Annotated in this window: 23 protein-coding genes; 9 read left to right on the forward strand and 14 right to left on the reverse strand. The window is 76.5% G+C overall.

Going from position 1 to position 26643, the window contains the following annotated elements; genetic code table 11:
* Positions 1 to 32 precede the first annotated feature (32 nt).
* From ACRYRX_RS03315 to dacB, 6 genes are all read right to left on the reverse strand, one after another.
* Positions 33 to 440 (reverse strand): hypothetical protein, encoded by a 408-nt coding sequence (locus ACRYRX_RS03315; protein ID WP_432510381.1) that lies wholly within the window; start codon positions 438 to 440, stop codon positions 33 to 35.
* Complete coding sequence (locus tag ACRYRX_RS03320; RefSeq protein ID WP_432510382.1) at positions 437 to 1015, reverse strand: nucleotidyltransferase domain-containing protein; 579 nt, start codon at positions 1013 to 1015, stop codon at positions 437 to 439. The genes ACRYRX_RS03315 and ACRYRX_RS03320 overlap by 4 nt, the downstream gene beginning before the upstream one ends.
* A gap of 97 nt (positions 1016 to 1112) precedes the next feature.
* Positions 1113 to 1664: a hypoxanthine phosphoribosyltransferase gene (hpt, locus tag ACRYRX_RS03325; protein WP_432510384.1), complete on the reverse strand. Its 552-nt coding sequence runs from the start codon at positions 1662 to 1664 to the stop codon at positions 1113 to 1115.
* An 18-nt stretch (positions 1665 to 1682) separates the two neighbouring features.
* Positions 1683 to 2612: a tRNA lysidine(34) synthetase TilS gene (gene tilS / locus ACRYRX_RS03330; protein ID WP_432510385.1), complete on the reverse strand. Its 930-nt coding sequence runs from the start codon at positions 2610 to 2612 to the stop codon at positions 1683 to 1685.
* Positions 2613 to 2643: 31 nt separating this feature from the next.
* On the reverse strand, positions 2644 to 3837 hold the full coding sequence (locus tag ACRYRX_RS03335; protein ID WP_432510386.1) for a zinc-dependent metalloprotease: 1194 nt from the start codon (positions 3835 to 3837) through the stop codon (positions 2644 to 2646).
* A gap of 46 nt (positions 3838 to 3883) precedes the next feature.
* Entirely contained in the window at positions 3884 to 5314 is a 1431-nt protein-coding gene (gene dacB, locus ACRYRX_RS03340) for a D-alanyl-D-alanine carboxypeptidase/D-alanyl-D-alanine endopeptidase (protein WP_432510387.1), read from the reverse strand.
* 151 nt (positions 5315 to 5465) lie between these two features.
* Here dacB and ACRYRX_RS03345 point away from each other — a divergent pair, with 151 nt between their 5' ends.
* Entirely contained in the window at positions 5466 to 5999 is a 534-nt protein-coding gene (locus ACRYRX_RS03345; protein WP_432510388.1) for an inorganic diphosphatase, read from the forward strand.
* A gap of 97 nt (positions 6000 to 6096) precedes the next feature.
* On the opposite strand, the gene ACRYRX_RS03350 is transcribed toward ACRYRX_RS03345, so the two are convergent.
* Positions 6097 to 7326 carry a C40 family peptidase gene (locus ACRYRX_RS03350; protein ID WP_432510389.1) on the reverse strand — a complete coding sequence of 410 codons (1230 nt, stop codon included), beginning with the start codon at positions 7324 to 7326 and terminating at the stop codon, positions 6097 to 6099.
* 211 nt (positions 7327 to 7537) lie between these two features.
* On the opposite strand from ACRYRX_RS03350, the gene ACRYRX_RS03355 reads away from it, so the two are divergent.
* Positions 7538 to 7975, forward strand: coding sequence for a MerR family transcriptional regulator (locus ACRYRX_RS03355; RefSeq protein ID WP_432510390.1), 438 nt, complete (start codon positions 7538 to 7540; stop codon positions 7973 to 7975).
* Positions 7976 to 8045: 70 nt separating this feature from the next.
* Positions 8046 to 8384, forward strand: a complete 339-nt coding sequence (locus tag ACRYRX_RS03360; RefSeq protein ID WP_432510391.1) for a hypothetical protein — start codon at positions 8046 to 8048, stop codon at positions 8382 to 8384.
* Here ACRYRX_RS03360 and ACRYRX_RS03365 read toward each other — a convergent pair.
* The gene (locus ACRYRX_RS03365) at positions 8350 to 9222 is read right to left on the reverse strand and encodes an SMP-30/gluconolactonase/LRE family protein (RefSeq protein ID WP_432510392.1); all 873 of its coding nucleotides are present in this window, start codon (positions 9220 to 9222) and stop codon (positions 8350 to 8352) included. The two genes, ACRYRX_RS03360 and ACRYRX_RS03365, sit on opposite strands and share 35 nt — an antisense overlap.
* Positions 9223 to 9314: 92 nt before the next feature.
* Here ACRYRX_RS03365 and ACRYRX_RS03370 point away from each other — a divergent pair, with 92 nt between their 5' ends.
* Complete coding sequence (locus ACRYRX_RS03370; RefSeq protein ID WP_432510393.1) at positions 9315 to 11105, forward strand: putative bifunctional diguanylate cyclase/phosphodiesterase; 1791 nt, start codon at positions 9315 to 9317, stop codon at positions 11103 to 11105.
* A gap of 98 nt (positions 11106 to 11203) precedes the next feature.
* Here ACRYRX_RS03370 and ACRYRX_RS03375 read toward each other — a convergent pair whose 3' ends face one another.
* Positions 11204 to 11902, reverse strand: a complete 699-nt coding sequence (locus tag ACRYRX_RS03375; protein WP_432510394.1) for a response regulator — start codon at positions 11900 to 11902, stop codon at positions 11204 to 11206.
* Positions 11899 to 13446 (reverse strand): sensor histidine kinase, encoded by a 1548-nt coding sequence (locus tag ACRYRX_RS03380; RefSeq protein ID WP_432510395.1) that lies wholly within the window; start codon positions 13444 to 13446, stop codon positions 11899 to 11901. Before ACRYRX_RS03380 ends, ACRYRX_RS03375 begins: the two co-directional genes overlap by 4 nt.
* A 166-nt stretch (positions 13447 to 13612) precedes the next feature.
* Between ACRYRX_RS03380 and ACRYRX_RS03385 the strand changes: the two genes are divergently transcribed.
* On the forward strand, positions 13613 to 14983 hold the full coding sequence (locus ACRYRX_RS03385) for a cation:dicarboxylate symporter family transporter (RefSeq protein WP_432510396.1): 1371 nt from the start codon (positions 13613 to 13615) through the stop codon (positions 14981 to 14983).
* A gap of 78 nt (positions 14984 to 15061) precedes the next feature.
* Here ACRYRX_RS03385 and metX read toward each other — a convergent pair whose 3' ends face one another.
* Positions 15062 to 16258, reverse strand: coding sequence for a homoserine O-acetyltransferase MetX (gene metX, locus ACRYRX_RS03390; RefSeq protein WP_432510473.1), 1197 nt, complete (start codon positions 16256 to 16258; stop codon positions 15062 to 15064).
* Positions 16259 to 16325: 67 nt separating this feature from the next.
* Positions 16326 to 17663: a bifunctional o-acetylhomoserine/o-acetylserine sulfhydrylase gene (locus tag ACRYRX_RS03395; protein ID WP_432510397.1), complete on the reverse strand. Its 1338-nt coding sequence runs from the start codon at positions 17661 to 17663 to the stop codon at positions 16326 to 16328.
* A gap of 346 nt (positions 17664 to 18009) precedes the next feature.
* Between ACRYRX_RS03395 and ACRYRX_RS03400 the strand changes: the two genes are divergently transcribed.
* Entirely contained in the window at positions 18010 to 18369 is a 360-nt protein-coding gene (locus ACRYRX_RS03400; RefSeq protein ID WP_432510398.1) for a hypothetical protein, read from the forward strand.
* Here ACRYRX_RS03400 and ACRYRX_RS03405 read toward each other — a convergent pair.
* Positions 18338 to 19528 carry an acyltransferase family protein gene (locus tag ACRYRX_RS03405; RefSeq protein WP_432510399.1) on the reverse strand — a complete coding sequence of 397 codons (1191 nt, stop codon included), beginning with the start codon at positions 19526 to 19528 and terminating at the stop codon, positions 18338 to 18340. The two genes, ACRYRX_RS03400 and ACRYRX_RS03405, sit on opposite strands and share 32 nt — an antisense overlap.
* 114 nt (positions 19529 to 19642) lie before the next feature.
* Here ACRYRX_RS03405 and ACRYRX_RS03410 point away from each other — a divergent pair, with 114 nt between their 5' ends.
* The 3 genes from ACRYRX_RS03410 to ACRYRX_RS03420 all read left to right on the forward strand — a co-directional run bounded on the left by ACRYRX_RS03410 (position 19643) and on the right by ACRYRX_RS03420 (position 26072).
* Complete coding sequence (locus ACRYRX_RS03410; RefSeq protein WP_432510400.1) at positions 19643 to 20653, forward strand: zinc-dependent alcohol dehydrogenase; 1011 nt, start codon at positions 19643 to 19645, stop codon at positions 20651 to 20653.
* Positions 20654 to 20756: 103 nt separating this feature from the next.
* The gene (locus tag ACRYRX_RS03415; RefSeq protein ID WP_432510401.1) at positions 20757 to 23330 is read left to right on the forward strand and encodes a putative bifunctional diguanylate cyclase/phosphodiesterase; all 2574 of its coding nucleotides are present in this window, start codon (positions 20757 to 20759) and stop codon (positions 23328 to 23330) included.
* A 54-nt stretch (positions 23331 to 23384) separates the two neighbouring features.
* Entirely contained in the window at positions 23385 to 26072 is a 2688-nt protein-coding gene (locus tag ACRYRX_RS03420) for an EAL domain-containing protein (protein ID WP_432510402.1), read from the forward strand.
* Here the strand turns inward: ACRYRX_RS03420 and ACRYRX_RS03425 are convergent.
* Positions 26038 to 26634 (reverse strand): DedA family protein, encoded by a 597-nt coding sequence (locus ACRYRX_RS03425; RefSeq protein ID WP_432510403.1) that lies wholly within the window; start codon positions 26632 to 26634, stop codon positions 26038 to 26040. The two genes, ACRYRX_RS03420 and ACRYRX_RS03425, sit on opposite strands and share 35 nt — an antisense overlap.
* Between the last annotated feature and the right edge of the window lie 9 nt (positions 26635 to 26643).

Below are 26643 nucleotides of genomic sequence, written 5' to 3' on the forward strand. Positions count from 1 at the left end.
ACGTCGGTGGCTGCTCGTCTTCGGTGCTCAGGTCAGCGGACGCGCTGCCCAGCCGCCTCGACCAGAGTCGTCGCCCGACGCAGCGCAGCGGTGCAGTTGCTCGCCGACACGTTGCTGAGCCCGTAGTGGCCTGCGTCTTTGAGGTCCAGCACCTCGCGCAGGGCCTTGGCCAACGTCGCGTCCCCCGTGACCTCCTGCAGCAAGCCGATGGCCTGCCGGTGGTCCTGGCCGCGCGAGCGGGTACCCGCCGCGTGGCAGCAGATCGCGTCGGCGGCGGCGATGGCGGCGAGGACCCCGTTGCCGGTGGCGACGGTCGCGGCCTCGGCCAAGTCCTCGGCCTGCACGAGCTCGGCCGCCTCCAGGTACAGCCGGGCCTGCCGGAGGCGGGTCCGCGCGTCCGCCGGGGTGCAGGGCGCCGTCCGCGAAGTGCGCCCGCTCACGAGGCCGTTCCCAGCAGCTCGCGCAGGTCCGGTCCGACCAGCACCCTGCCGTCGAGCCGCAGGCTGCTGATGAGCGGTTGTTCCTCGCGGACCGCTGTCGCCAGGTCGGTTGCGCTGACGTGCACGAACTGCACGGCGTTCCCGGTCCGCGCCTCGAGCTCGTTCCCGGTGGCGTGCACCTGCTCCGCCCAGGGACCGTCGGGGTCGACGTGGTCCTCGCGCACCACCAGCAGGTCCAGGTCGCTGTCCGGGCCCGCCTCCCGGCGGGCCCAGGACCCGAAGAGCACCACGGCCCGCGCCGACGGCGACCAGCGGCGCACCTGCTCGACCAGCCACTCCTCGACGGCCAGGTCGGCGTCGACCACCGCCAGCACGGGGGCGGCGAGGACGTGGGCGCGGTTCAGCCGGTACTGGACCGCCGGTCCGACGTCCTCTTCTCCCACGAGCCCGTGGTCCACGAGCCGGTGCAGGCAAGCCCTGGTGCGGGCGTAGGAGCGGCCGGTGAGGCGGGCGACCGCCGCGCCGCTGAGGGGACGGTGGGTCCTGGCCAGGACCTTGAGGACGTCTGCGTCCACGGTGGGCGCGATCGTGCGCAGGGGATTGGCGGCATCCACGAACGCAAACCTATCGTTATCGCGATACCTGTATCACGATAACGATAGGCCGGACGGCTCAGCTGTAGACGTGCGGCGCCAGCGTCGCCACGCAGTCCAGGTTCCGGTACTTGTCGGCGAAGTCCAGCCCGTACCCGACGACGAACTCGTTGGGGATGTCGTGGCCGACGTAGGCGACGTCGACCTCCACCTTGGCGGCGTCGGGCTTGCGCAGCAGCGCGCACACCTTCACCGACGCCGGCCCGCGCGAGGACAGGTTCGCCAGCAGCCACGACAGGGTCAGGCCGGAGTCGATGATGTCCTCGACGACCAGCACGTGGCGGCCGGAGATGTCGGTGTCGAGGTCCTTGAGGATCCGTACGACGCCGGAGCTCTTGGTGCCCGAGCCGTAGGAGCTGACGGCCATGAAGTCCATCGACAGCGGGATCTGCATGGCGCGGGACAGGTCGGCCATGACCATCGCGGCGCCCTTGAGGACGCCGACGAGCAGCACGTCCTTGTCGGCGTAGTCGCGGTCCAGCTCGGCGGCGAGCTCGGCGACCCGGGTCGCCACCTGCTCCTTCGTCAGCAGCACGTGCTCGAGGTCGGTACCGGCGGTCGCGGCGTCCACGCAGTTCTCCCGTGGTGGTCATCGGTGGGGGGTGAGCACGAGCCTGCCACACGCGCGGACCGCCCTCGCACCACCCGGCAGGTGCACCGGGCCCTGCCCGTGCCAGTCGAGCAGCAACGCCTCCAGGGCGTCGACGTGCCCGGCGCTCAGCGCGCCCGCCGGGCAGCCCAGGGCGAGCGCCGCCGACCGCAGCCAGCGGCGGCGCAGGGCGGGGCGCGCGGCGAGCAGGTCGTCCACCGGGGCCGAGCCGTCGCGGAAGGGCGTGCTGGCGGCGGCGAGCTCGTCGAGGGCGTCGGCGTCGTCGCGGGCGGCGCGGGCGGTGCGGGCCAGGGCGGAGGCGATCCCCGGTCCCAGCGCGGACTCCAGGAACGGCAGCACGTCGTGCCGCACGCGGGAGCGGGTGAGGGCCGGGTCGGCGTTGGCGGGGTCCTCCCACGGTTCCAGCCCGTCGAGGGCGGCGCGGACGACGGCGCGCGGGACGCCCAGCAGCGGCCGGTGGAAGATCCCCCGGACGGCGGGCATCCCGGCGAGGGACCGGGTGCCCGAACCGCGGGCCAGGCCGAGCAGCACGGTCTCGGCCTGGTCGTCGAGGGTGTGGGCGAGCAGCACGGCGACCGCGCCCTCCTGCTGCGCGACGGCGGTCAGGGCCTCGTAGCGGGCGGTGCGGGCGGCCGCCTCGGGACCACCCGTCCGGCCCACCGCGACCCGCACGCTGCGCACCAGGTCCAGGCCCAGGTCGCGGCCCTGCCGCACGACGCGCGCGGCGACGTCGGCCGAGGCCGGGTGCAGGCCGTGGTCCACCGTGACGAGGCCGGCGGTGACGAGCCCGGCGGTACGGGACTCGAAGGCGGTCGCGGCGGCCAGGGCCAGGGAGTCCGCTCCCCCGGAGCAGGCCACGAGGACGGGCCCGTCGAGGTCGCGCAGGGCGCGGCGGACGGCGACGCGCACCGCCGCGACCGCCGGGGGCGGCCCGCCCACGTCAGCGGTGGACGCGGGCGACCCAGGCGTCCGGGTCGGCGATCTCGGCGGGCAGCGGCAGGTGCTCGGGGGCGGTCCAGACGACGTTCAGGCCGTCCCAGCCGACCGCGGCGACGACGGCGCGCACGAACTTCGCGCCGTCGGCGTACTGCCGGGTCTTGGCGTCCAGGCCCAGCAGCCGGCGCAGCACCTGGTCCAGGGAGGACCGGCCGCGGCCGCGGCGCTGGGTGAAGCGGGCGCGGATGGTCTTCACCGACGGAACGACCTTCGGGCCGACGTCGTCCATGACGACGTCGGCGTGCCCCTCCAGCAGCGACATGACGGCGACGAGGCGGGCGACGCGCTCGCGCTGGCCGGGGGTCTGCAGCAGGTCGGCCAGGCCGACGCCGCTGCCCTCGGCGGTGCCGCGCAGCACGTCGGGCAGGGACCGCAGGGCGCCGGAGAGGCGTTCGGACAGGTCGCGGGGCTGGCCGAGCAGCTCGGTGGACAGGCCCCGGGCCTCGTCGGTGACCCAGCGGCGCAGCCACGGGTTCGCGCCGAACTGCAGGCGGTGGGCCTCCTCGTGCAGGCACACCCAGCGGCGGAAGTCGTGGGGGTCGACGCCGAGGTCGCGCTCGACCTGGACGACGTTGGGGGCGACGAGCAGCAACCGGCCTGGGGTGCCGTCGTCGACGCCGGCGAAGACGTCGAACTGCCCCAGGACGCGGCTGGACAGGAACGACAGCAGGCTGCCGAGCTCGGCGCCGGTGGTGCGGCGGCCGACGGCGGTGGTGGCGCGGTCGACGGCCAGCCCGGCGCGGCCCGGGGCGCCGGCCCCGGGGCGGGCCGGGACGACGACGGGCCCGAGCAGGGTCCGGAAGGCGTCGACGTTGGCCTGGGCCCAGGACGCGCGGTCGACGACGAGGGCCGGGGGCATCGGGACCGGTGAGCTCAGGTGCGCGGTCGCCGCGACGGGCCCGGCGGCCTCGGCGGCGGCCAGGCGCAGCTCGGCGACGACGTCGTCGATCTCGTCGCGGCCCAGCTTCGGGCCGGCCTTGACCAGCTTCGCGGCCACGGAGGCGGCGAGGTCGAAGTCGACGAGCTCGCCGACGGCGCGCCCCACCCCCTGCCCGGTCCCCTCGGCGGGCAGGTCGCCCGGGCCCCCGCCGGCGACACCCCCCGCGACCGCCTCGGTCTCGTCCCCCGGTGCACGCATGCCCGCACGGTACGCGGACCGGCACCCGGCGTGGTCACCGGTGAGGTCACCGGCAGCCGCAGGCCGCCAGCGCGGTCGCGAACCGGTCCTGGGCGCGGCGGGCCGAGGCCGACCCGCCGGGGGCCACGGCGTCCGACACGACGGCGAAGGCGAGCAGCCGCCCGTCGGCGTCGCGCAGGAACCCGGCGAGGCTGCTGACGCCGGTCAGGGTGCCCGTCTTGGCGCGGACGACACCGGCCGCGGCCAGGGAGTCGGGCTCGTCGTAGCGGTCGTGCAGGGTGCCGTTGACCCCGGCGACGGGCAGGCCCGCGGCGACGGCCCCGAGCTCGGGGTGGTCCCCGGAGGCGACCAGGGCCAGGACGGCGGTGAGGGCGCGGGCGGGGATCCGGGTGTCGCGGCCCAGGCCGCTGCCGCCCTGCAGGCTCACGCCGGCGACGTCGACGCCGAGGGCCGCGACCTGGTCGACGACGGCGCGGGAGGCGTCGTCGAAGGTGCCGGGGCGGTCGGTGGCGAGCGCCACGCGCCGGGCGAGCACCTCGGCCAGGGTGTTGTCGCTGGTGGTGAGCATGAGCTCGACCTGCTCGGCCGTGGTGGCGGACTCGACGGCGGCGAGCTCGCGGGCGCCGGCCTGGGCGGGGGTGCGCACGACGGGCCCGCCGCCGGGGTCCAGGACGGTGATGCCGGCGTCGGTGAGGTGCTGGACGAACACGAGGGCGGCGCCGAGGGCGGGGTCGGCGGCGCGGGGGGCGGTCTCCCCCTCGGCGAGGCGGCCCTCGTCGACGGCCAGCGGCGCGACGGGCATGACGAACCCGGAGCCGACGTCGCCGGCGCCCCAGCCCGGTGAGGTGGCCGGGCCGGTGAAGGAGGCGTCGTCGAGGCGGACGGCGACGGTGGTGCGGCCGGCGGCGCGCAGGGCGTCGGCGGTGCGGGCCGCGAGGTCGCCGAGCCCGGCGTGGCCGTCGACGGCGTCGGGGTCCCCGGCACCGGCGGCGAGCAGCACGTCGCCGCCGGCGACGAGGACGACCTCGTCGGGGGTGGCGCCGTCGACGACGCGGGTGGTGGCGCGGGTGGTCTCGCCCAGGGCCCGGAGCGCGGCGACGGCGGTGAGGACCTTCGTCGTGGAGGCGGGGGTGCGGGGCACGTCGGCGGCCGAGGAGAGCAGGACGTCCCCGCTGAGGGCGTCGACGACCTGGGCCGACACGGACGCGCCGAGCGCGGGGTCGGCCAGCAGCGGGCCGACAGTGCGGCCGAGGACGGCGGGGTCGGGCGCGGGGGCGGCGGCGTCGAGGGCGGGCAGGACGGGGGCGGCGGTGCCGGCGGCGGCGGCGCCGGGGGCCGTCGGCAGCGGGGTCGCGGTCGGCGCGGGGGTGGTGGTGAGGGGCCCGGGGACGGCGTCGACGGCGTCGAGCCCGGCGTACCCGCCGGCGAGGACGAGGGCGGTGGCGGCGGTGGCGATCACGGTCGCGGCCCTGCGCACGCTGGTGCTCCCCCGTCCCTGCGGCTACGCCCTGTCACGGGCGGGTGCAGCCCGGTTCGTTCGGCGGGCCTCGTCTGCGCGACACTAGCGCGGTCCGTCGGCCGGGAGCCTCCGGCCGGCCTTCCGACAGCGCGGTTCCGACGGCGCCGAGATGAGGAGTCCCGTGAGCACCCCAGTCGAGTTCGACGCGACCATCGAGATCCCCAAGGGTCAGCGGAACAAGTACGAGGTGGACCACGAGTCCGGGCGGATCCGCCTGGACCGCATGCTGTTCACCTCCACCCGGTACCCGCACGACTACGGGTTCATCGAGGGCACGCTGGGCGAGGACGGGGACCCGCTGGACGTCCTCGTGATCCTGGAGGAGCCGACGTTCCCCGGGTGCCTCATCACGTGCCGCGCCATCGGGCTGTTCCACATGCGCGACGAGGCCGGCGGCGACGACAAGATCCTCGCCGTCCCCGCGGGCGACCCGCGCTGGGACAAGATCCAGGACCTGGCCGACATCAGCGACTTCGACCGCCTGGAGATCCAGCACTTCTTCGAGACGTACAAGGACCTGGAGCCCGGCAAGAGCGTCGAGGGCGCGAACTGGGCCGGTCGCGAGGAGGCGGAGAAGGAGATCCACGCGAGCTTCGAGCGCGCCAAGGGCACCTCGTACGAGCTGGGCGCGTCCGGCCACTGAGGCGCGGGTCCGGATCGTTGGCCCCTCGCTCCCGATGATCGGCAGCGAAGGGCCAACGATCCGAACCTGACCCCGCCGCTCCGCAGCGCCGCGGGGCTCAGGCGGGCCGGGTCCCGAACGGCAGGAGCCCGGAGCGGTAGATCGAGCTGGTCCGCACGGTCGCGCCGGTGTGCGGGGCCTCGACCATCGTGCCCGCCGAGACGACCATCCCGACGTGGTGGATCGTCGAGGGGTTCGAGGGGTCGGTGGCGTAGAACACCAGGTCCCCCGCGGCGAGGTCGGCCAGCGCGACCTTGGCCTGGCCGGAGTACTGCAGGCGCGAGGAGTGCGGCAGCGCGACGCCGGCCGCCTCCCAGGCGCGCATCGTCAGGCCCGAGCAGTCGAAGCGGTCGGGGCCGTCGCCGGCCCACAGGTACGGCTTGCCGCGCTGGGCGAGGGCGAAGTCGACGGCGGTGTCGGCGCCCGCGGTGGGGCCGGCGGCCCGGCGCACGGACGACCCGGCCGGGGACGGTCCGGCCGGCGTGGACGCGCGCTGCGCGGCGGCGCGGGCGGCCGCGGCGGCGGCGGCCTCGCGCTCGGCCGCGAGCCCGGCCTGCCGCTGCTGCTCGAGCGCGACGGACGTCCGCTGCAGCTGCGCGAGCTGCGCGACGAGGTCGTCGCTCTGCCGCTGGGTGCGGGTGACCACGGCGTCGGCGTCGTCTGCGGCGCGCTGGGCGGCGGCGCGGGCGGTCTCGGCGGCGGTGGTGGCGTCCTGCTGGGCCTGCGCGGCGGCGGCGGAGCGGGCGGCGGTGTCCGCGGCGCGCGCCTTCGCGGCGGCGGCCTCGCGCTGGACGTCGGCGCGGCCGGCGGTGAGGTGGTCGAGGGTGGCGCGGCCGTCGACGTAGTCCTGGACGGAGCCGGAGGCCAGGACGGTCGCCAGCGGTGCGTAGTCGCCGGAGGTGCCGCGGTACTGCTCGGCGGCGAGGCGGCCGAGGGCGACGCGGGCCCGTTCGTGGGCGGCGGCGGCCTCCTCGGCGGCGGTGGCGGCGGCGGTGGACTCGGCGGCGCGCCGCGCCAGCAGGGCGCGGGCCTCGTCGTAGTCCTCGGCGGCGACGGACAGCGCGGTGCGGGCGGCCTCGAGGCGGGTCTGCTCGGCGTTCAGCTGCGCCTGGAGCGCGTCGACCCGGGCGGCGGTGGCGTCGGCGGCGCGCCGGGCGGCGTCGACCTCGTCCTGGCTGGGGGTGGGGTCGGCGGCGGCGGTGCCGGCCAGGGCGCCGGCGAGGGCGGTCAGCGGGACGGACGCCGCGAGCGCCAGCAGCAGCGTGCGGCGGGTGGTGCGCTCACGCACGGCCATCACCCGGAGTAACCAGTCGCGTCACAGCGTGCAGACTAGCCATCCGTCACCCCGCCCCGGAACCACCCTCCCCGGCCCGGCGCGCCGGGGCGAACGGGCGAACACCTCCCGCGGGGTGCCGTCGCCGCGCGCCCCGGCCGTTACGATCGACCGTCGTCGCGACGACGACCGCCCCTCGCACGAGGGTCACGAGCAGGGGAGATCGATGTCCGGACTCATGCAGATCGGCGAGGTCGTCGAGCGGGTCGGGTACAGCTTCCGCACCATCCGCTACTACGACGAGATGGGTCTGGTCTCCCCGACCCAGCGGACCCCCGGCGGCTTCCGCCTCTACACCGAGATGGACGTCTACCGCCTCCTCGTCCTGAAGCGGATGAAGCCGCTGGACTTCTCCCTGGACGAGATGCGCGAGCTGCTGTCCGTCCTGGACGCCCTCGACGGCCGCGTCGCCTCCGACACCCCGCGCGAGGAGCTGTTCGCCAAGCTCGACGAGTTCCGGCAGGCCGCCGAGGCCCGCGTCGAGAAGCTGCGCGACCGGCTGATGATGGCCGAGGAGTTCGCGCAGCGGCTGCGCGACGAGGCCGAGGGCCGCACCGACGGCGGCTCGCCCGCCCCCGAACCGCCCGTCCGCGACACCGTCTGACCCCGGCCGGGACCGGCGGGCCGAGGTCCCCCGCGCTCAAGGCGGGACGCCGACCGGCCGACGGGACCACGTGCCCACCCGCGCGCTGCCCGCCGTCGTCGCGGCGGTCCTGCTCGTCCTCGCGGGGGCCGTCCTGCTGCACCAGCCGACGTCGACCACCGCCGCCGGGCGCGTCACCCGCGCCGGGGCGCAGGAGGTCTGCCTGCGCACCGCCGGCCACGACGTCTGCCTCGACCGCGGGCACGTCGACCACCTGCGGCTGGCCGGGGTGCGCGCCGGGGAGTGCGCCGACGTCACCTGGAGCGGCGACCTCGTCGTCGCCGCGTCCCTGCGCTCGGTCGTCCCGGTGAGCTGCCCCGTCGAGCCGCCCGGCCTCAGCCCGCGAACGGCAGCGCCGGCAGGCCCCTGACCCCCGGCACGTACCGGAAGACGCTCCCCGCGGCCGGGTCGTCGTCGTCCGCGAGCCCCTCGCGCGAGGTCGTGATGAACAGCTCCGAGCAGTCCTCGCCGCCGAAGGTGCACGCCGTGACCTGCCGGGCGCCGACCTCCACCACCGCGTCGAGCGTGCCGTCCGGGGCGTAGCGGCGGACCGCCGAGCCGCCGAACAGGGCCGTCCACACGCCGCCCTCGGCGTCGACGGTCAGCCCGTCGGGCCGGTTGCGGCCCGACTCGTCGTTCACCTGCGCGAACGTGCGCCGGTTCGTCAGGCCGCCCTCGCGGGAGTAGTCGAAGACGTCGGTCTTCCCCGTCGGGGTGTCGTTGTAGTACGCCAGCGTCCCGTCCGGGCTCCAGCCCAGGCCGTTGGAGATCGTCACGCCCTCCACCACCGGCGTCGTCGTGCCGTCGGGGTCGAGGCGGAAGACCGTGGCCCGGCCCGTGCCCTTGCCGTCGGCCTGGTCGTAGGCCATGTTCCCGGCGTAGAAGCGGCCGTCGGGGTCGCACCCGCCCTCGTTCATGCGCAGGCCGGCCTCGGGCCCCCACAGCTCCGGCAGCGGCACCAGCTCCCCCGAGGCGTCCTCCAGGACGATCCCGCGCTCGACGGCCACCACGGCGCCCCCGCCCACCCGCGGGCGGGTGATCGCGACGACCTCGCCGTAGTGCCGGCGGCTGGTCGACCCGTCCGGGGCCAGCGTCACGACGTCACCCTCGTAGAGGTCGACGAACCGCAGCCCTCCCCAGGTCGGGGACCAGCAGGGCCCCTCGCCGTGTCCCACGATCCGGTCGGTGATGCGCTCCGCTGCTGCCACGCCCCGCACCCTAGTGGGCGCTCCCGCGGCGGGCGCGGGCGAACGGGCGACACCCCCTCGAGCGGAGGGCCCGACGCGCCGAGAAGGACGGAGTGCCCCCCGCGCCGCCCGCCGTCACCGCCTCGCGGTCCACCGCTGCCGCGATGGGGGTCTTCCTGGTGGCCGGCGGGCTGACCTCGCCGGCCGTCGTCCTCGGGACCGACGTCGTCCTCGACGCCCGGGGGCTGGGCCTGCTCGGGATCGGGGCGGCGGCCGCCGCGACCGGGGCGGCCATGCTGGCGTTCGGGCACCGGGTGCGCCCCGCCGGGTACCACGCCGTCGTGGGCCTGGGCACGGCCCTGATCACCGCCGCGGTGCTGCTGACGCCCTCGGCGACCACCGCCCTGACCGTCGGCGCCCTCTACGCCTTCATCGTCGTCGACGTCGTCTACTTCTTCGGCCGCCGCCAGGCCGCCGCGCACCTGGCGAGCGTCGCCGCCGCCGCGGGCACCGCCCTGACCGTGCGGGACGTCCCCGCCGGCGCCCTGGTCACCCTCGCCCTCGTCGGCGCGGCCCTGACCTACGTCGTCGGCGCCCTCGTGCAGCGCGCCTCCACCGCCAGCCGCGACAGCCTCACCGGGCTGTGCAACCGCCGCGGCTTCGACGACGCCGTCGAGGCCGCCGTCGTCACCGCCGAACGGGCCGGCACCCTGCTGTCGGCCGCGCTCCTGGACGTCGACCACTTCAAGACCGTCAACGACCGCGGCGGGCACGCCGCGGGCGACCAGCTGCTGCGGGCCATCGCCGACCAGGCCGCCCCGGCGCTGCCCGCCGGCGCCGTCCTGGCCCGCTTCGGCGGCGACGAGTTCGCCGTCCTGCTGCCCGGCCGCACCGGGACGCAGGCGCAGGCCGTCGTCGAGCGCCTGCGCGAGGCCGTGACCGCCGCCGCGCTGTCGGCCGGGGTCGCCGAGCTGCGCCCCGGGCACGCCGCCGCCGACCTGCTGCGGCACGCCGACACCGCCCTGTACGCCGCCAAGGCCGCCGGCCGCGGCCGGTCCCGCCTGCACGACGACACCTCCGCCGACACCATCCGCGACCTCGCCGACGCCCTGGGCCGCGGGCACGTGCGGGCCTGGTTCCAGCCCCTGGTGTCCCTGGCCGGCGGCCCCGGCGGGCCGGGCGGTGAGGTCGTCGGCTTCGAGGCCCTGGCCCGCTGGGTGCGCCCCGACGGGCACGTCGTGCCCCCCGTCGAGTTCATCCCCGCCGCCGAGACCAGCGGGCTCATCGCCGAGCTGGGCCTGGCGGTCCTGGCCGACGCCTGCCGCGGTGCCCGCGAGGTCCGCGACGCGTGGGGGCGCGACCTGCTGCTGACCGTGAACGTCTCCGGCCGCGAGCTGACGTCCGGGGACTACCCCGACCGCGTGCAGGAGATCCTGCGCGCCACCGGCTGGCCCACCGACCTGCTCGTCGTGGAGGTCACCGAGAGCCTCGTCGACGGCTCCTCCGCGCAGGCGCTCGCGGCGCTGGAGGAGCTCCGCGCGCGCGGCGTCGCGGTCGCCATCGACGACTTCGGGACGGGGTACTCCGCGTTCAGCCGCCTCGACACGCTGCCGGCGGACTACCTCAAGCTCGACAACGTCTTCGTGGCCGACATCACCACGTCACCGCGCCGGGCGGGGATGCTGCAGGCGCTGCTGTCGCTGGCCCGCGCGCTGGGGTTGCAGGTCGTCGCCGAGGGGGTCGAGACGCAGGAGCAGGCCGACCTGCTGACCGGGATGGGCTGCACGCTGGCGCAGGGCTGGTTGTTCGGCCGTCCCGTCCCGCCCGCCCGGCTCGCCGCGACGCCGCCGGTCCCGGTGGACCGCGCCGCGCAGTGGCTGGCCGGGGCCCGCGACCGGAGCTGAGGCGGTCGGTACGATCGCGGTCGGTCCCCCGGACGCCGCGGCGGTGCCCGATCGCCGAGATCGACCGGAGGGGAGTCGATCTCGGCGGGCCGCCGGCCTCACAACGCGGCGGTCGGGTGGTACGCCAGTTCCGGGCGGCCCGAGCCCCCGTAGCGGGGTTCGCGCCGGGCGCGGCCCGCGGTGGTGAGGTGCTCGAGGTAGCGGCGGGCCGAGACCCTCGACAACCCCGTCGCGGCCGCCGCCTCCGCCGCTGAGAGCCCCTGCCCCGCAGGCGCTTCGCGCAGGGCGACGACGACGGCGTGCAGCGTGGGGGCCGCCACTCCGCGCGCCGGCCCGCTCGCGGTCCGCAACTGCGAGAGCGCCTCGTCGATGGCCTGCTGGTCGATCCCGAACTCCCCCGACGCCGCCGCGACGTCCGCCCGGAACCGGGCGTAGGCGCGCAGCCGCTCCTCCAGCGCCGCCGCCGTGAAGGGTTTCAGCAGGTACTGCACGACCCCCATCGACAGCGACTGCCGCACCACGGCCGGGTCGCGCGCCGCCGTCACCGCGATGACGTCGGCGGGCACGGCCGCGGCCCGCAGCGCCCGCAGCACCTGCAGGCCGTCGACGTCGGGCAGCGTCATGTCGAGCAGCACGAGGTCGACGGGGGTGTCCGCGCCGGCGGCCCCGACCGCGGCCAGCGCCTCGCGCCCGGAGTTCACGACGGCCGCGACCGCGAAACCCGGGACCCGGGCGACCTGCTCGGCGTGCCCGGCCGCCAGCAGCGGGTCGTCCTCGACGACCAGGACGCGGATCACGGCCGCACCGGCAGGTCGACCACGATCGTGCCGCCGCCGTCGTCGAGCGTCACGGGTTCCTCCACGCGCACCGTCCCACCGTGCCGCCGGACGACCTGCCCCACCAGCGCGAGCCCGAGCCCGTGCGCGCCCCCGGGGGACAGCCGGTGCTCCTTGCGCGACCAGCCGCGCTCCATCGCCCGGTCCAGCCAGCCCGCGGGCAGCCCCTCGCCGGAGTCGGTGACGCGCACCTCGACGCGGCCGGCCGGCGCGGTGATGCGCACCCGGACCCAGCGCGGGCCGGGGGCGTCGAGCGCCGCCTCGACCGCGTTGTCGACGAGGTTGCCGACGACGGTCACGAGGTCGCGGGCCGGCAGCAGGCCCTCGGCCAGGGCGGTGTCGGGTTCGACCTCCAGCTCGACGCCCCGCTCGGCGGCCTGGGCGGACTTGCCGATCAGCAGCGCCGCCACGGCCGGGTCCGCCACGTCGGCCACGACGAGGTCGGTGAGCTGCTGCGCCGCGACCAGTTCCGCGGTGGCGAACTCCACCGCCCGGTCCGGCTGCCCCTGCTCGACGAGCGTCACGACGACGTGCAGCCGGTTGGCCGACTCGTGGGCCTGCGAGCGCAGCGCCTCGGCCAGCGCGCGGACGGCGTCCAGGTCGCGCGTGAGGGCTTGCAGCTCCGTGTGGTCGCGCAGGGTGACGACCGTCCCGACGCGGCGGCCCTCCCAGTGCGCGTCGAGCCGGCTGACGACCAGGACCCGGTCGTCGGTGACCTGCACGTCGTCGACGACGTCCTCCCCCGCCTCCAGGAGCCGGCGCAGCGCCGGGCCGAGGTCGAGCTGGCCGTCGCCGTCCGTGGGCAGCAGGCGCCGCGCCTCGTCGTTGGCGACCTGCACCCGCCCGGCCGGGTCGAGCACGACGAGGCCCTCGCGCAGCGAGTGCAGGACGGCGTCGTTGACCTCCCACAGCCGCGTCAGGTCGGCCGGCTCGAGGCCGTGGGTGCGGCGGCGGACCCACCGCGACAGCGCCCAGCTGCCGAGGAGGGACAGCGCGAACGCGAGCGTGAGGGCCAGGGCGAGGACGGGCAGCCGGGCCAGCAGGTCCTGGGTGACCGACCGCGTCGCGACCCCCGCCGCGACCGCGCCGACGACCGCGCCGTCGGGTCCGCGCACCGGCAGCACGGCCCGCACCGACGGGCCGAGGGTGCCGGTGTACGTCTCGACGACCTCGCCCCCGGCCAGCGCGGCGTCGGCGTTGCCGACGAACGTCTGCCCGACGCGGCGGGGGTCGGGGTGCGTCCAGCGGACCTTGTCGCGGTCCATGACGGTGATGAAGTACACGCCGGTCGCCCGGCGGACGCCCTCCACGTGCTCCTGGATGCCGGCCCGGTCCGCGCTCGCGGGGTCGGCGAGGCCGTCGCGGACGTCGGGGGCCTGCGCGACGGCGGCGGCGACGTCGGTGACCTCCGTCGCGGCGTCGCGGCGGGTGTCGACCCGCACCTGCCAGGCGAGCGCGGCCGTCGCGCCCACCAGCACGACGCCGACGACGAGCAGCTGGAGCACCAGGACGCGGGAGGCCAGCGTCCAGTGCCGGCGACGGCGCCCGGTCCCCCCGCCGGACGCGGGGACGTGAACGAAACGACCGGAAGCACGACCGGCCCGCGGTCGTGTGAGCACCATCACCCCAGTCCTCCAGCCAGCAGTCCCCGGACGTCACCGAGAGGGTCCCATGAGCACAGGCGCTCAGAACTCCGCTTCCCCCGCCCCGCAGGTCGGCAAGAAGCGCGACCGCACCCACTTCCTGTACATCGCCGTCATCGTCGCGGTGGCCGCCGGCATCGCCGTCGGCCTGCTCGCCCCGGACCTGGGCAAGGAGCTCAAACCGCTGGGGACGGGTTTCGTGGCCCTGGTGAAGATGATGATCGCGCCGGTCATCTTCTGCACCATCGTCCTGGGCATCGGGTCGGTGCGGCAGGCCGCGCAGGTCGGCCGGGTCGGCGGGACGGCGCTGCTGTACTTCCTCGTGATGAGCGGGTTCGCGCTCGTCATCGGCCTCGTCGTGGGCAACCTGCTGCCCAGGACGAACCTGCAGCTGACCGACGACCTGCGCGGTCAGGGCGCCGAGCTCGCCGAGAAGGCGCACGAGAGCGGCGGCACCGTCGACTTCCTGCTCGGCATCATCCCGAACTCCCTCTTCTCCTCCCTCACCGACGGGTCGGTGCTCGAGGCCCTGTTCGTCGCGCTCCTCGTCGGGTTCGCGATCCAGGGTCTCGGGGAGACCGGGCAGGCCGCCCTGCGGGCGATCGAGGGCCTCAAGAAGATCGTCTTCAAGGTCCTGGCGATGGTCATGTGGGCCGCGCCGATCGGCGCCTTCGGCGCCATCGCCGCCGTGGTCGGGGAGACCGGCGCGGACGCGCTGAAGGCGCTCGCGATCGTCATGATCGGGTTCTACGTGACCTGCGCGCTGTTCATCTTCGTCGTCCTGGGCCTGCTGCTGCGGTTCGTCGCGAGGATCTCGCTGTTCAAGGTCCTGAAGTACGTGGCCCGCGAGATCCTGCTGATCGTCTCGACCTCGAGCTCGGAGACCGCGCTGCCCCGCCTCATCGCCAAGATGGAGCACGCCGGCGTCTCGAAGTCCACGGTCGGCATCACCGTCCCGACGGGGTACTCCTTCAACCTCGACGGCACCGCGATCTACCTGACGATGGCGTCGCTGTTCATCGCCAACTCCCTGGGCGACCCGCTGTCGGTCGGTGAGCAGGTCTCGCTGCTGGTGTTCATGGTCATCGCCTCCAAGGGCGCCGCCGGGGTCTCCGGCGCCGGGCTGGCGACGCTGGCCGGCGGGCTGGCCTCGCACAAACCCGCCCTGCTGGACGGGGTGGGCCTCATCGTCGGCATCGACCGGTTCATGTCCGAGGCGCGCGCGGTGACGAACTTCATCGGCAACACGGTCGGCACCCTCGTCATCGCGACGTGGAGCCGGACGCTGGACCGCGAGCAGCTCACCGCGGTCCTCGCCGGGAACCGCCCGTTCGACGAGACGTCGATGGACTCGGCGAAGACCGCCGACGTGCGGGAGACCGACCGCGTCCCCGCCTGACCCCTCACCGCCCACGGCGACCGGGGACAGCCGCACCGGCTGTCCCCGGTCGCCGTCGCGGTTCCCCCGGGCGGCGGGTCAGCGGCGGCCCAGGGCCAGCGTCTCCCGGACCAGGGGGGCGATCTGGTCGACCTCCAGGAGGAACCCGTCGTGACCGGAGGTGGAGGTCACCACGCGCACCCCGCCGACGACGGCGGGCGCGGCGTCGGCGATGCGCTGGGAGTCGGCCACCGGGTACAGCCGGTCGGAGTCGACGGCCACGACGACCAGCGGCGTCGTGATCGCCGCGAGCGCGGCCTCGGTGCCGCCGCGCCCGAGGCCGACGTCCCAGGTGTTCATGGCGTCGGTCAGGGCGACGTAGGAGCCGGCGTCGAAGCGGCGGACGAGCTTGTCGGCGTGGTGGTCGAGGTAGCTCTGCACGGCGTACCGGCCCGGTGCGGTGGGGGCCAGCGGGTCCTCGCCGAACTGCGGGGCGCGGCCGAAGCGGGCGTCGAGCTCGGCCGCCGTCCGGTACGACAGGTGGGCCAGGCGGCGGGCCAGGCCCAGGCCGGTGTGCGGGCCCTGGCCGTCGGGGGCGGAGTGGTAGTCGCCGCCGCGCCAGCCGGGGTCGGACACGACGGCGGTGATCTGGGCGCTCTGGCCGCCGATCTGGTCGGCGCTGGCCGCGGCCGCGGAGGCCAGCACGAGCGAGGCGCCCACGCGGTCGGGGTGCGCCGCGGCCCACTCCAGCGACCGCATCCCGCCCATGGACCCGCCCAGGACGGCCGCGAAGCGCCGGATGCCGAGGGCGTCGGCCAGGCGCGCCTCGGCGGCGACCTGGTCGGCGACGGTGAGGCGGGGGAAGGCCGAGCCCCAGGGCCGGCCGGTGCCGGGGCGGGTCGAGGAGGGGCCGGTGGACCCCTGGCAGCCGCCGAGGACGTTCGCGGCGACGACGAACCACTCGTCGGTGTCCAGGGCGCGGCCGGGGCCGACGAGCTCGGACCACCACCCGGGCGTGGGGTGCCCGGGCCCGGCGTCGCCGGTGACGTGGGTGTCGCCGGTCAGGGCGTGCTCGACGAGGACGGCGTTGGAGCCGTCCGCGGCGAGGGTGCCCCACGTCTCGTAGGCGAGCCGGACCTGCGGCAGGACCCCGCCGAGCTGCAGCGGCAGGTCCCCGACGTCGGCGAAGCGCCGGCGCCCGACCGGGTCGCCCTCGCGCCAGCCGCCGGAGGCCGGCGGGGCCGACGGCGCGAAGGCGCGCGCGACCTGCCCGGGAACCCCCTCGGTGAGTCCCACCACGTCGACGACCACCACTCCCGCTCGACCCCCTGCTCGACGACCCAGTGTCCCTGACGCGCGCGGCTCAGCGGGCCGCGGCCGCCGCGGCGAACCCGACGCGCAGGTCGGCCAGGACGTCGTCGAGGTGCTCGATCCCGACGGCGAGGCGGACCAGGCCGGGGGTGACGCCGGAGGCGAGCTGCTCGGCCGGGGTGAGCTGGCTGTGGGTGGTGGAGGCCGGGTGCACGACGAGGGAGCGCACGTCCCCGATGTTCGCGACGTGGCTGTGCAGGGTGAGGGCGTCGACGAACGCCTTGCCGGCGGCGAGGCCGCCGGCGATCTCGAAGGCCAGGACGGCGCCGGACCCCTTGGGCGCGTACTTGCGCGCCTGGGCGTGCCAGGGCGAGCCGGGCAGCGAGGCCCAGTTGACGCTCAGGACGTCGTCGCGCCCGGCGAGGAAGCGGGCGACCTCGCCGGCGTTCTGGACGTGCCGCTCCATGCGCAGCGACAGCGTCTCCAGGCCCTGGGCGATGAGGAAGGCGTTGAAGGGGGCGACGGCGGGGCCGAGGTCGCGCAGCAGCTGCACGCGCAGCTTGATGAGGTAGGCGAGCGGCCCGACGGCCTCGGTGAACACGACGCCGTGGTAGCTGGGGTCGGGCGCGGTCAGGCCGGGGAAGCGGCCCGAGGCGGCCCAGTCGAACCGGCCGGAGTCGACGACGACGCCGGCGACGGACGTGCCGTGCCCGCCGAGGTACTTCGTCGCGGAGTGCACGACGACGTCGGCGCCGTGCTCGAAGGGGCGGACCAGGTAGGGCGTGGCGATGGTGTTGTCGACGACCAGCGGGACGCCGTGCTCGTGGGCCACGCCCGCGACGGTCTCGATGTCGAGGACGTCACCGGCGGGGTTGGAGATGGTCTCGCCGTAGAAGAGCTTCGTCTCGGGGCGCACGGCCGCGGCCCAGGAGGCGGCGTCGTCGGGGTCGTCGACGAAGGACACGGTGATGCCCATCTTGGGCAGGGTGTGGTGGAACAGGTTGTACGTGCCGCCGTAGAGCCGGGGGCTGGACACGACGTGGTCGCCGGCGGAGGCGATGTTGAGGATCGCGAGGGTCTCGGCGGCCTGGCCGGAGGCGACGAGCAGGGCCCCGACGCCGCCCTCGAGGGCGGCGATGCGCTGCTCGACGGTGTCCTGCGTCGGGTTCATGATCCGCGTGTAGATGTTGCCGAGCTCGGTGAGGCCGAAGAGGGCCGCGGCGTGGTCGGTGTCGCGGAAGGCGTAGCTGGTGGTCTGGTAGATGGGCAGCGCCCGCGCGCCCGTGGTCGGGTCGGGGGTCTGGCCGGCGTGGACCTGGAGGGTCTCGAAGCTCCAGGTGGCCGGGTCGACGGCGGGGGCAGCGTTGTTCTCGGTGCTCTCGGTGCTCACGGTGCGTCCTCGGGTGGTGTCGTCGGGTGGGTGCGGGCGGCGTCAGGGGCGCCGGCACAGCCCGTCGAAGAGGTACGCGCGCCGGCTCGGCCAGAACGGGTCGAGCACGACCAGCGGTGGGAGCACGCTCCGATGGTGCCGCCGGGGTGAACCCCGGGGCAACCTCGTGCGGTGCGGACCACTCCCGGGCGACGACTCGCCCACCACATGATCGACTGAGGGTGTTCTTCCGAACACCCAGCGAGATCGGACGAGGTCTGGCAGGCTGACCCCGCAACTCTGTGCAGTCAAACACTCACTTTCAGCAGCACCCGGTGAACACCTACTAGTCAGTTGTGGAGCGTCGATGGACGAGCAGCACACCCCCGCGGCCACCCCCGCGCAGGTGGCCGACGACTCGGTCCAGGTCATCCGCTGGGACGCCCCCCGCTGGGCGTCGCGCGGCCTGGAGGTCGAAGGCGGCTGGCTGCACAGCTACGAGGCCCGCGTCGTCCCCCTCGAGGGCGACGAGGGGGCCGAACGCCCCTGCCCCGTGCGGCTGGAGTCGACCGACCTCGCCTACGCCGAGGCCGGTCAGACCGTGCTGCGCCGCTTCGGCCCGCGCGTGTTCATCGGCGACATCGCCCAGCTGTCCCTGCCCGAGGCCCACCGCCTCGTCGCCGCCCTGCGCGAGGTCATCGAGCGGGCCGAGGCTCCCGCCGACTGAGCCCGGTGCGGTCGCTGATCCAGCGCGTCACGGGCACCTCCACCCAGCGGTTCACCAGGTGCGCGAACCCCAGGCACGCCGCCAGGGTGAGCAGGACGAACAGCACGCGCGCCGGCACGGCGTCGGGCAGCCCGAACCTCGCCACCACGACGGCCGCCGCGCCCAGCAGCGGGACGTGCACCAGGTACAGGGAGTACGACGACGTCGCCACCGACGTCAGGAACCGCGGGCTGCGCCACCCCCGCCGCTGCTCCAGCACCACCAGCCCGTAGAGGAACACGCAGGCCGCGAGCGTCGTGCCGAAGAACCGGTAGTCCTGCCCGGTCACCCAGTCCGCTCCCCGCAGGCCCGGCACGAGCCGCAGCCCGGTCAGGACCACCAGCGCCAGCGACCCCACCACCAGGGCCGCGGCGCCGCCGGCGCGGGCGCCCGACAGCAGCAGCTGAGCCAGCACCGCGCCCAGCAGCGGCGCGAGGTTGAACAGGCTGCCGAGCGTGCCCAGCGCGGGGCCGCCGGTGCCCTCCGGGGACACCCTCAGCACCACGTCGACCGCGGCGACGACCACCGCCCAGACCGTCAGGACGGTCCACAGCCCGCGCGTGCTGCGCGTCAGCAACCCCAGGTGGAACACCAGGGCGAACGCCACGATGTGGGTCAGCGTCCAGCCCACGAGCAGCAGCGGCAGCCCCGGCTGGGGCAGCAGGAGGAAGGAGGCCAGGACGTCGGGCGCGTGCTCCTGGCTCCCGTTGACCTCCCCCGGCAGCACCACGGTGATGGCCAGGACGCCCAGCGTCGCCAGCCAGTACAGCGGCAGGATGCGGACGAGGCGGCGCCCCAGCGACCGGCCGACGCCGCGCTCCCCCCGCCGCAACCCGGCCGTGGTCAGGACGAGGAAGAACCCGCTGAGGACGAGGAAGACGTCGACCCCCACGCCGACGGTCGCCTCGCGCAGCCAGCCGAAGGCGCCCGGCCCGCCGCCGAACACCTTGCCCTCGAACCCCACCGGCCCGGTGAGGTGGGCGACGACGACGAGCACGGCGGCCAGTGCCCGCACGGCGTGCACCGAGTGCGTGGAGACCCGTCGCGGCCGGGAGCCCGACACCGCCGGCGCGGTCTCGTCCTGCACCAGCGACGTCGGTGGGTTCAGGGGGCTGGACATGGTGCCGGATCCTGTCACAGGACGGTCACAGTCAGGAGCGATTCGCCCGATCGGCCCAACCGTCCCCCGGACGGCCCCACCGCGCTCGCCCCGGGCGCCCGGTACCTTGCGCCCATGACCCAGCGCACCGGCCGCGCCGTCCGGATCACCGAACCCGGCACCCTCGAGCTCACCGACACCGTCGTCGCCGACCCCGGACCCGGTGAGGCGCTCGTCCAGGTCGCCTACTGCGGCATCTGCGGCTCCGACCGGGAGGTCTTCGCCGGCACCCGGCCCGCCGAGTTCGTCAGCTACCCCCTCGTCCCCGGCCACGAGTGGTCCGGCACCGTCGCCGCCGTCGGGCCCGGCGTCCCCGACGGGATCGTCGGCCGCAAGGTCGTCGGGCAGGGCATCCGCACCGCCGAGGGCACCCCCGCCTCCGTCGAGGGCGACACCGACGGCTGGCCGCAGGAGTACGCCGAGACCGGCTTCACCCTCCCCGGCGGCTGGTCGACGTGGCTGACCCTGCCGGCCCGCTACCTGCACCTGCTGCGCGACGACGCCGACCTGCGCGCCGCCGCCGGCATCGAGCCCGCCGCCTGCGTCGCCGAGGCCGTCCTGCTCGCCGACGTCGCGCCCGGCGCGAAGGTCGCCGTCGTCGGCGCCGGCACCCTGGGCCTGCTCGCCGTGCAGCTGCTGGCCGGGCTGGGCGCCGAGGTGACCGTCGTGCACCACAACGACGAGCGCCGCGAGCTCGCCGCGACCTGCGGCGCCGCCCACTACACCGGCGACGCGAGCACCCTGGACGCCACCTTCGACGCGGTGATCGAGGCCGCGGGCGTGCCCGGCATCGCCCGGACCTCGGTGCGGCTGGCCCGCCGCGGCGGCCGCGTCGTCCTGACCGGCATCCCCGGCACCGACGCCGACGACCTGTCCGCCCTGGAACTGGTCTCGCGCAACGTCCACGTCCTGACGGTCTTCGGGGCCCCCACCCGCGCCTGGGCGTACGCCGTCCGCGCGTTCTCGGCCGGCATCCTCGACCCCACCCCGCTCATCACCCACGAGTTCGACCTGGCCGACGCCCAGGGCGCCCTCGACGAGCTCGCCGCCCGCCGCGGAGCCCTCAAGGTCCTGCTCAAGCCCTGAGGTTCTAGAAGAGGGAACCCGTTCGCCGCAACGGTTCTCGCGCGGACGGGTGGTCCGGGCCGATCCGGCTCAGGTCCTCCGCGGGCGGTGACGAGACGCCCTCGTGACCGCCGCGCGCACCGACGCCCCCCGCCCACCGCGCCGCAGCCGCCCCCTGCAGAACACCCTGCTGGCGCTGGTGCTGGTGCCCGTCGCCGGACTGGCCTGCGTGGCGGGCGTCGGCGTCGACGAACGGCTCGGTCGCGCCCGCGACGCCACCACGGCGCTCGCGCAGGTCCGCGCCGCCGTCGCCCTCGACGACGTCCGCAGCGCCGTCGCCCAGGAGGTCGTCCCGGCCCTGGACGCGGCGGCGCGCGCCGAGCGGGCCCGGCGCACCGGGGCCACCGACCGGGCCCTGGCCGCCGCCGGGCGCGACGGCGTGCCGGCCGGCCTCCCCGCCCGGGTCGCCCGGGCCCGCGCCCTGTCCGGGACCGACCTCGACGCCGGCCTGGGGGTGTACGGCGGGCTGCTGTCCGACCTGTCCGACGCGGTCGACGGGCACCTGCGGACCGCGCGGTCCCTGGGGCTGGACGGCGACCTCGCCGCGGCCCTGTCCGACCTCCAGCGCGTCTCGACCGCCGGGATCACCTCCAGCCGGGAGACCACCCTGTACCTGGCCCTCGCCGCGGGGCTGCCGTCGGTGCGGCGCGACGACTTCGTCAGCGCCTGGGGCGCCTCCCGGCAGGCCTCGGCCGACGTGGTGGCCCTCACCGACCCCGGTCTGGCCGCGGCCTGGACCCGGGCCACGGGCTCGGCCACCGCCCAGCGGGTCGGGGACGCCCTCGCCCGCGCGGCGCTGACGCCGGCGACGCCCGCACCGGGCGACCTGACGACGGTGGGCCTGGGCGCGGCCGAGCGCGACGCCGAGCTGCGCGCGGTGCTGGACCGGGCCGCGGACACCGTCGTCGCCCGGGCCCGGGAGCGCTCGGAGGCCGCCCGCGCCGAGCTGCGGCGGCTCCTGGCGCTGTGCGGGCTGGTGGTGGCGGCCACCCTCACCGGCACGCTCGTCGTGCGGCGCACCATCGCCCGGCCGCTGAGCCGCCTGGCCGCGCAGTCGCGGGCCGTCGCGGCCGGCGAGCTCTTCGACGTCGACGAGCAGGGCCCCACCGAGGTGCGGGTCGTCGCGCAGGGCCTGTCGGCCGCCGTCGGCACGCTGCGCCGCGTGCAGGCCCAGGCCGACGCGATCGCCGCCGGCGACCTGGACTGCGAGGTGGTCCGCACGGCCGTGCCCGGCCCGCTGGGGGCGGTCGTGCACGCCTCGGTCACGCAGGTCCTGACCGCCTTCGACGAGCGGGAGCGGCTGCGCGCCGACCTGGCCCACCAGGCCGCGCACGACGCCCTGACGGAACTGCCCAACCGCGCCCAGACCCTCGTCCTCACCGGCCGCGCCCTGCACCGCGCGGCCCGGCAGGCCCACCGGGTGGGGCTGCTGTTCGTCGACCTCGACCACTTCAAGGCCGTCAACGACAGCTTCGGCCACGCCGCCGGGGACGAGCTGCTGCGCACCGTCGCGGCCCGCATGCACGACACCGTCCGCGGGGGCGACGTCGTGTGCCGCCTCGGCGGGGACGAGTTCGTGGTGCTCGTCGAGGGCGTGGAGGACGAGAAGGGGCTCGTCGACCTCGGGCAGCGGCTCATCGCGGCCATCAGCGCGCCGGTGGCCCTGGCGGGGTCGTCGCAGGCCCAGCACGTGCGCGTCGGCGCCAGCGTCGGGGTGGCCGTCAGCACCCCCGGCGCCCTGGACGCCGAACGGCTCGTGCGCGACGCCGACGCGGCCGCCTACCGCGCCAAGGACGCCGGCCGGGGGGTGGTGGAGGTCTTCGACGACGAGCTGCGCGCCGAGCTGGCGGCCCGCACCGAGCTGGAGACCGCGCTGCGCCACGGCCTGGCCACCGGCGAGCTGGTGCTGCACTACCAGCCCGTGCTGGACCTGGGGACCGGCCGGACCCGCAGCGTCGAGGCCCTGGTGCGCTGGCAGCGGCCCGGGCACGGCCTGGTCCCGCCGGACGCGTTCATCCCGGTCGCCGAGGCGTCCTCGCTGGTCTGCGACCTGGGCCGGTGGGCGCTGGCCGAGGCGACCGCGCAGCTGGTGCGGTGGGACGCCGAGGGCGGGCACCGCGCCGGGCTCGCGGTGGCCGTGAACATCTCCGGCCGCCACCTGGCGCAGGCGCACCTGCTCGACGACGTGACCGACGCCCTCACCGCCAGCGGGGTGGACCCCGCGCGGCTGACGATCGAGATCACCGAGACCGTCCTGGTCGACGAGCCGCTGGCCCTGGAGCACCTGCGCTCGCTGCGCGAGATCGGCGTCCGCGTCGCCATCGACGACTTCGGGACGGGCTACACCTCGATCGGGCAGCTGTCCCGGCTGCCCGTGGACGTGCTGAAGATCGACCGCAGCTTCGTCTCCTCCCCCGAGGCCGGTCACGCCGACCTCGTCCGGCTGCTCATCAGCGCGGCGCACAGCTTCCACCTCGGGGTGGTCGCCGAGGGGGTGGAGGAGGACGGTCAGCTGTCGGCGCTGCTGGCCGCGTCCTGCGACGCGGCCCAGGGGTACCTGTTCGCCCGTCCCGTCCCCGCCGACGACCTGCCCGCCACCGAACTGCCGGTGCCGTCATCGTCGGTGACCGCCTCGTGACACCCTGAAGTCGAGCGTCCACCGTCGAGGGGACCGACCCCGGAGGTGACCCGCATGCCGACCGCCCGTGCCCGACGCCCGGGAACGCTGCGGCGCAGCCTGTTCGCCCTCGTCCTGGTCCCCGTCGCGGGTCTGGTCGGCTTCATGGGCCACGCCGTCGACCAGCAGGCCGCCCGGGCCCGCGCGACGGCCACCGCCGCGCAGGACGTGCGCAGCGCGGTCGCCCTGGACGCCGTGCGCGCCGCCGTCGCCCGCGAGGTCGTGCCCGTGCTGGGGCGGGCCGTCCTGCAGGACCCGCAGGCCGCGTCGTCGGTGGGCGTGGACCCGGGCGCGCTCACCCCGCTGTCGGCGACCGCCGCCCCCGCGCTCGCCGCGCAGCGCCACGCGGTCCAGCTCGGCACCGACGCGGCCGTCGCCGCCGCCGCCGGGACCGGCGCCCAGGACCGGGCCCGGGCCGCCCAGCGCACGGTCCGGCAGCTGCGGGCCTCCACCGCCGACGGCGACCTCCTGGCCGTCTTCGCCGGCTACCGGGAGCTGGCCGCCGACCTGGCCACCGAGGTCGACGACCTGCTGCGCTCGGCCCGGACGGCCGGGCTCGACGGGGCCGGGACCGGCGCCCTCACCGACCTGCAGCTGGTCTCCCGCGCCTCCGCCCTCGCCAGCGCCGAGGTCCCGCTGTTCTTCGCCGCCGCCCGCGGGCAGGCCGGGCCCGCCGACCGCGAGGCCTTCCTCACCGCCTGGGGCGGGTACCGCGGCGCCGCGGCCGAGGTCGAGGCGCAGGGGTCGCCGCACCTGGTGCGGGCCTGGCGGGCCGCGACCTCCAGCCCCGGCGCCGTCGCCGTGGACGGGCCCCTGCGGGCCGCCGCGCTCGGCGGGCCGACCCCCTCGCTGCCCGGGTTCGTCGGGCTCGCCGCCGCCAACGGCACCCGCGACGCGGCCCTGCGCGAGGTCGTGGAGACCACCGGGACGCGGGCCACCGACACCGCGCGCGCCCCCGTCGTGCACGCCGAGCGGACCCTGCGGCTCCTCGTCGCGCTGTGCGCCCTCATCGTCGTGGGCAGCCTGGTCGCCGCGCTGCTGCTGCGGCGCTGGATCGCCGCGCCGCTGAGCCGGCTGGCCGCGCAGGCCCGGGCCGTCAGCGACGGCGTCCTCGTCGACGTCGACGAGGGCGGGCCGCTGGAGGTGCGGACGGTCGCGCGGGGGCTCGCCGCCACCGTCGACACCCTGCGCCGGGTGCGCGACCAGGCGCAGGCCGTCGCCGACGGCACCCTGGACGCCGAGGTCGTCCACCGGCCCGTGCGCGGGGCCCTCGGGGAGGTCGTGCACGCCTCGGTGCAGCAGATGGTCGGCGCCCTGCACGAGCGCGAGCGGCTGCGGGCGGTCCTGGCCCACCAGGCCACCCACGACGCGCTGACCGGGCTGCCGAACCGGGCCCGGGCGGGCGAGCTGATCAGCGCCGCGCTGGACCGGGCCGCCCGGCACCCCGACGACCCCTCGGCCCGGGTGGGGCTGCTGTTCGTCGACCTCGACCACTTCAAGGCCGTCAACGACACCCACGGCCACACCGCCGGGGACCAGCTGCTGCGCGTCGTCGGCGCCCGGATGTCCGCCTGCCTGGTCGACGGCCCGGGCGTCGGCGCGGGTTTCGAGGGGGCCCTGGCCCGCCTGGGCGGCGACGAGTTCGTGGTCGTCGTGGAACGGGCCGGCGACCAGGGCCGGCTCGTGGACCTCGCCACCCGCCTCCTGGACGCGGTCTGCGCGCCCGTGGAGCTGTCGGGCCGGCACGCCGGGGCCCGGGTCCGGGTCGGCGCCAGCATCGGCGTCGCGACCAGCCCGCCGGGGGGCTGCTCGGCCGAGCGCCTGCTCGTGGAGGCCGACGCCGCCGCCTACCGGGCCAAGTCCGCCGGGCGCGGGACGGTGGAGGTCTTCGACGACGCGCTGCGGCGCGACATCGCCCACCGCACCGCCCTGGAGGAGGCGCTGCGCACCGGGCTGGACGCCGGTGAGCTCGTCCTGCACTACCAGCCGGTCGTGGACCTGACGTCCTCGGCGGTCACCGGCGTCGAGGCCCTGGTGCGCTGGGACCGGCCCGGGCACGGCCTGGTCGGGCCGGACCACTTCGTCGCCGTCGCCGAGGACTCCGACCTGGTGTGCGACCTGGGCCGGTGGGCGCTGCTGACGGCCACGGCGCAGCTCGCGGCGTGGGACGCCGAGGGCGGCGCGCTGGCCGGGATCGGCGCGGCCGTCAACGTCTCGGGCCGGCACCTGGCCCAGCCGCGGCTGCTCGGCGACGTCGCCGTCGCGTGCGCGGGTGCGGGCCTGGCCCCCGAGCGGCTCACCCTGGAGATCACCGAGACCGTCCTGGTGGACGAGCCCACGGCCCGCGAGCACCTGCGCGCGCTGCGGGCCCTGGGCGTCAAGGTCGCCCTCGACGACTTCGGGACGGGCTACACCTCCATCGGGCAGCTGTCCCGGCTGCCGGTGGACGTGCTGAAGATCGACCGCAGCTTCATCGCCTCCGGCGACCGCGCGCACGCCGACCTGGTGCAGCTGGTCGTCGGTGCGGCCCACAGCTTCTTGCTCGGCGTCGTCGCCGAGGGCGTCGAGCAGGACGACCAGCTCCAGGCGCTGCGGGCGCTCGGCTGCGACGCCGCGCAGGGGTTCCTGCTGGGCCGCCCGCGCCCGGCCCCGGCGCTGGGCGCCGAGCTCAGCGCGCTCGCAGCCGCCGCACCAGACCGGTGAGCCCGGAGGCGGCCAGCCCGAACGCGACGGCCACCGCGACGCTTACCCACGGGCGGTCGCCGACCGCCCGCCCGGCCAGGCCCAGCGCGGCGTAGGCCACGGCCCAGCACACCGCGGGCACCGCGTTCGCGACGGCGAACCGGACGGCGGGGTACCCCGTGGTCGCGGCCGCCGCCAGCACCGGGATCCGCGCCCCCGGCAGCAGCCGCGACGTCACCAGCGTGGTGACGTCGTGCCGGGACAGCCGCGCGCCGAGCTCGTCGAGGCGCCCGTGCTCCTCGGCCCGCCGCCGCAGCCGCCGCCCGGGCCCGGTGTGCGCGCCGCGCAGCAGCAGCGCGTACAGCACCACGTCGGCCGCGTACGCCGCGGCCGCGCCCACCACGACGACCTCCCCCAGCGACAGCCACGACCGGTGGTGGCCCAGGGCGGCCATCGCCGAGACGGCCGCACCGGTGGGCAGCACCGGCAGCAGGGCACCCACGACGACGGCGGCCAGCAGCAGGACCAGCGCCCACGGCCAGTGGTCGGCGTGGGCGGCCGGGTCCAGCAGGTCGGTCAGCACGGCGGCCCG

The sequence above is a fragment of the Kineococcus lubricus genome (genome assembly GCF_050871965.1).
GTDB lineage: Bacteria > Actinomycetota > Actinomycetes > Actinomycetales > Kineococcaceae > Kineococcus.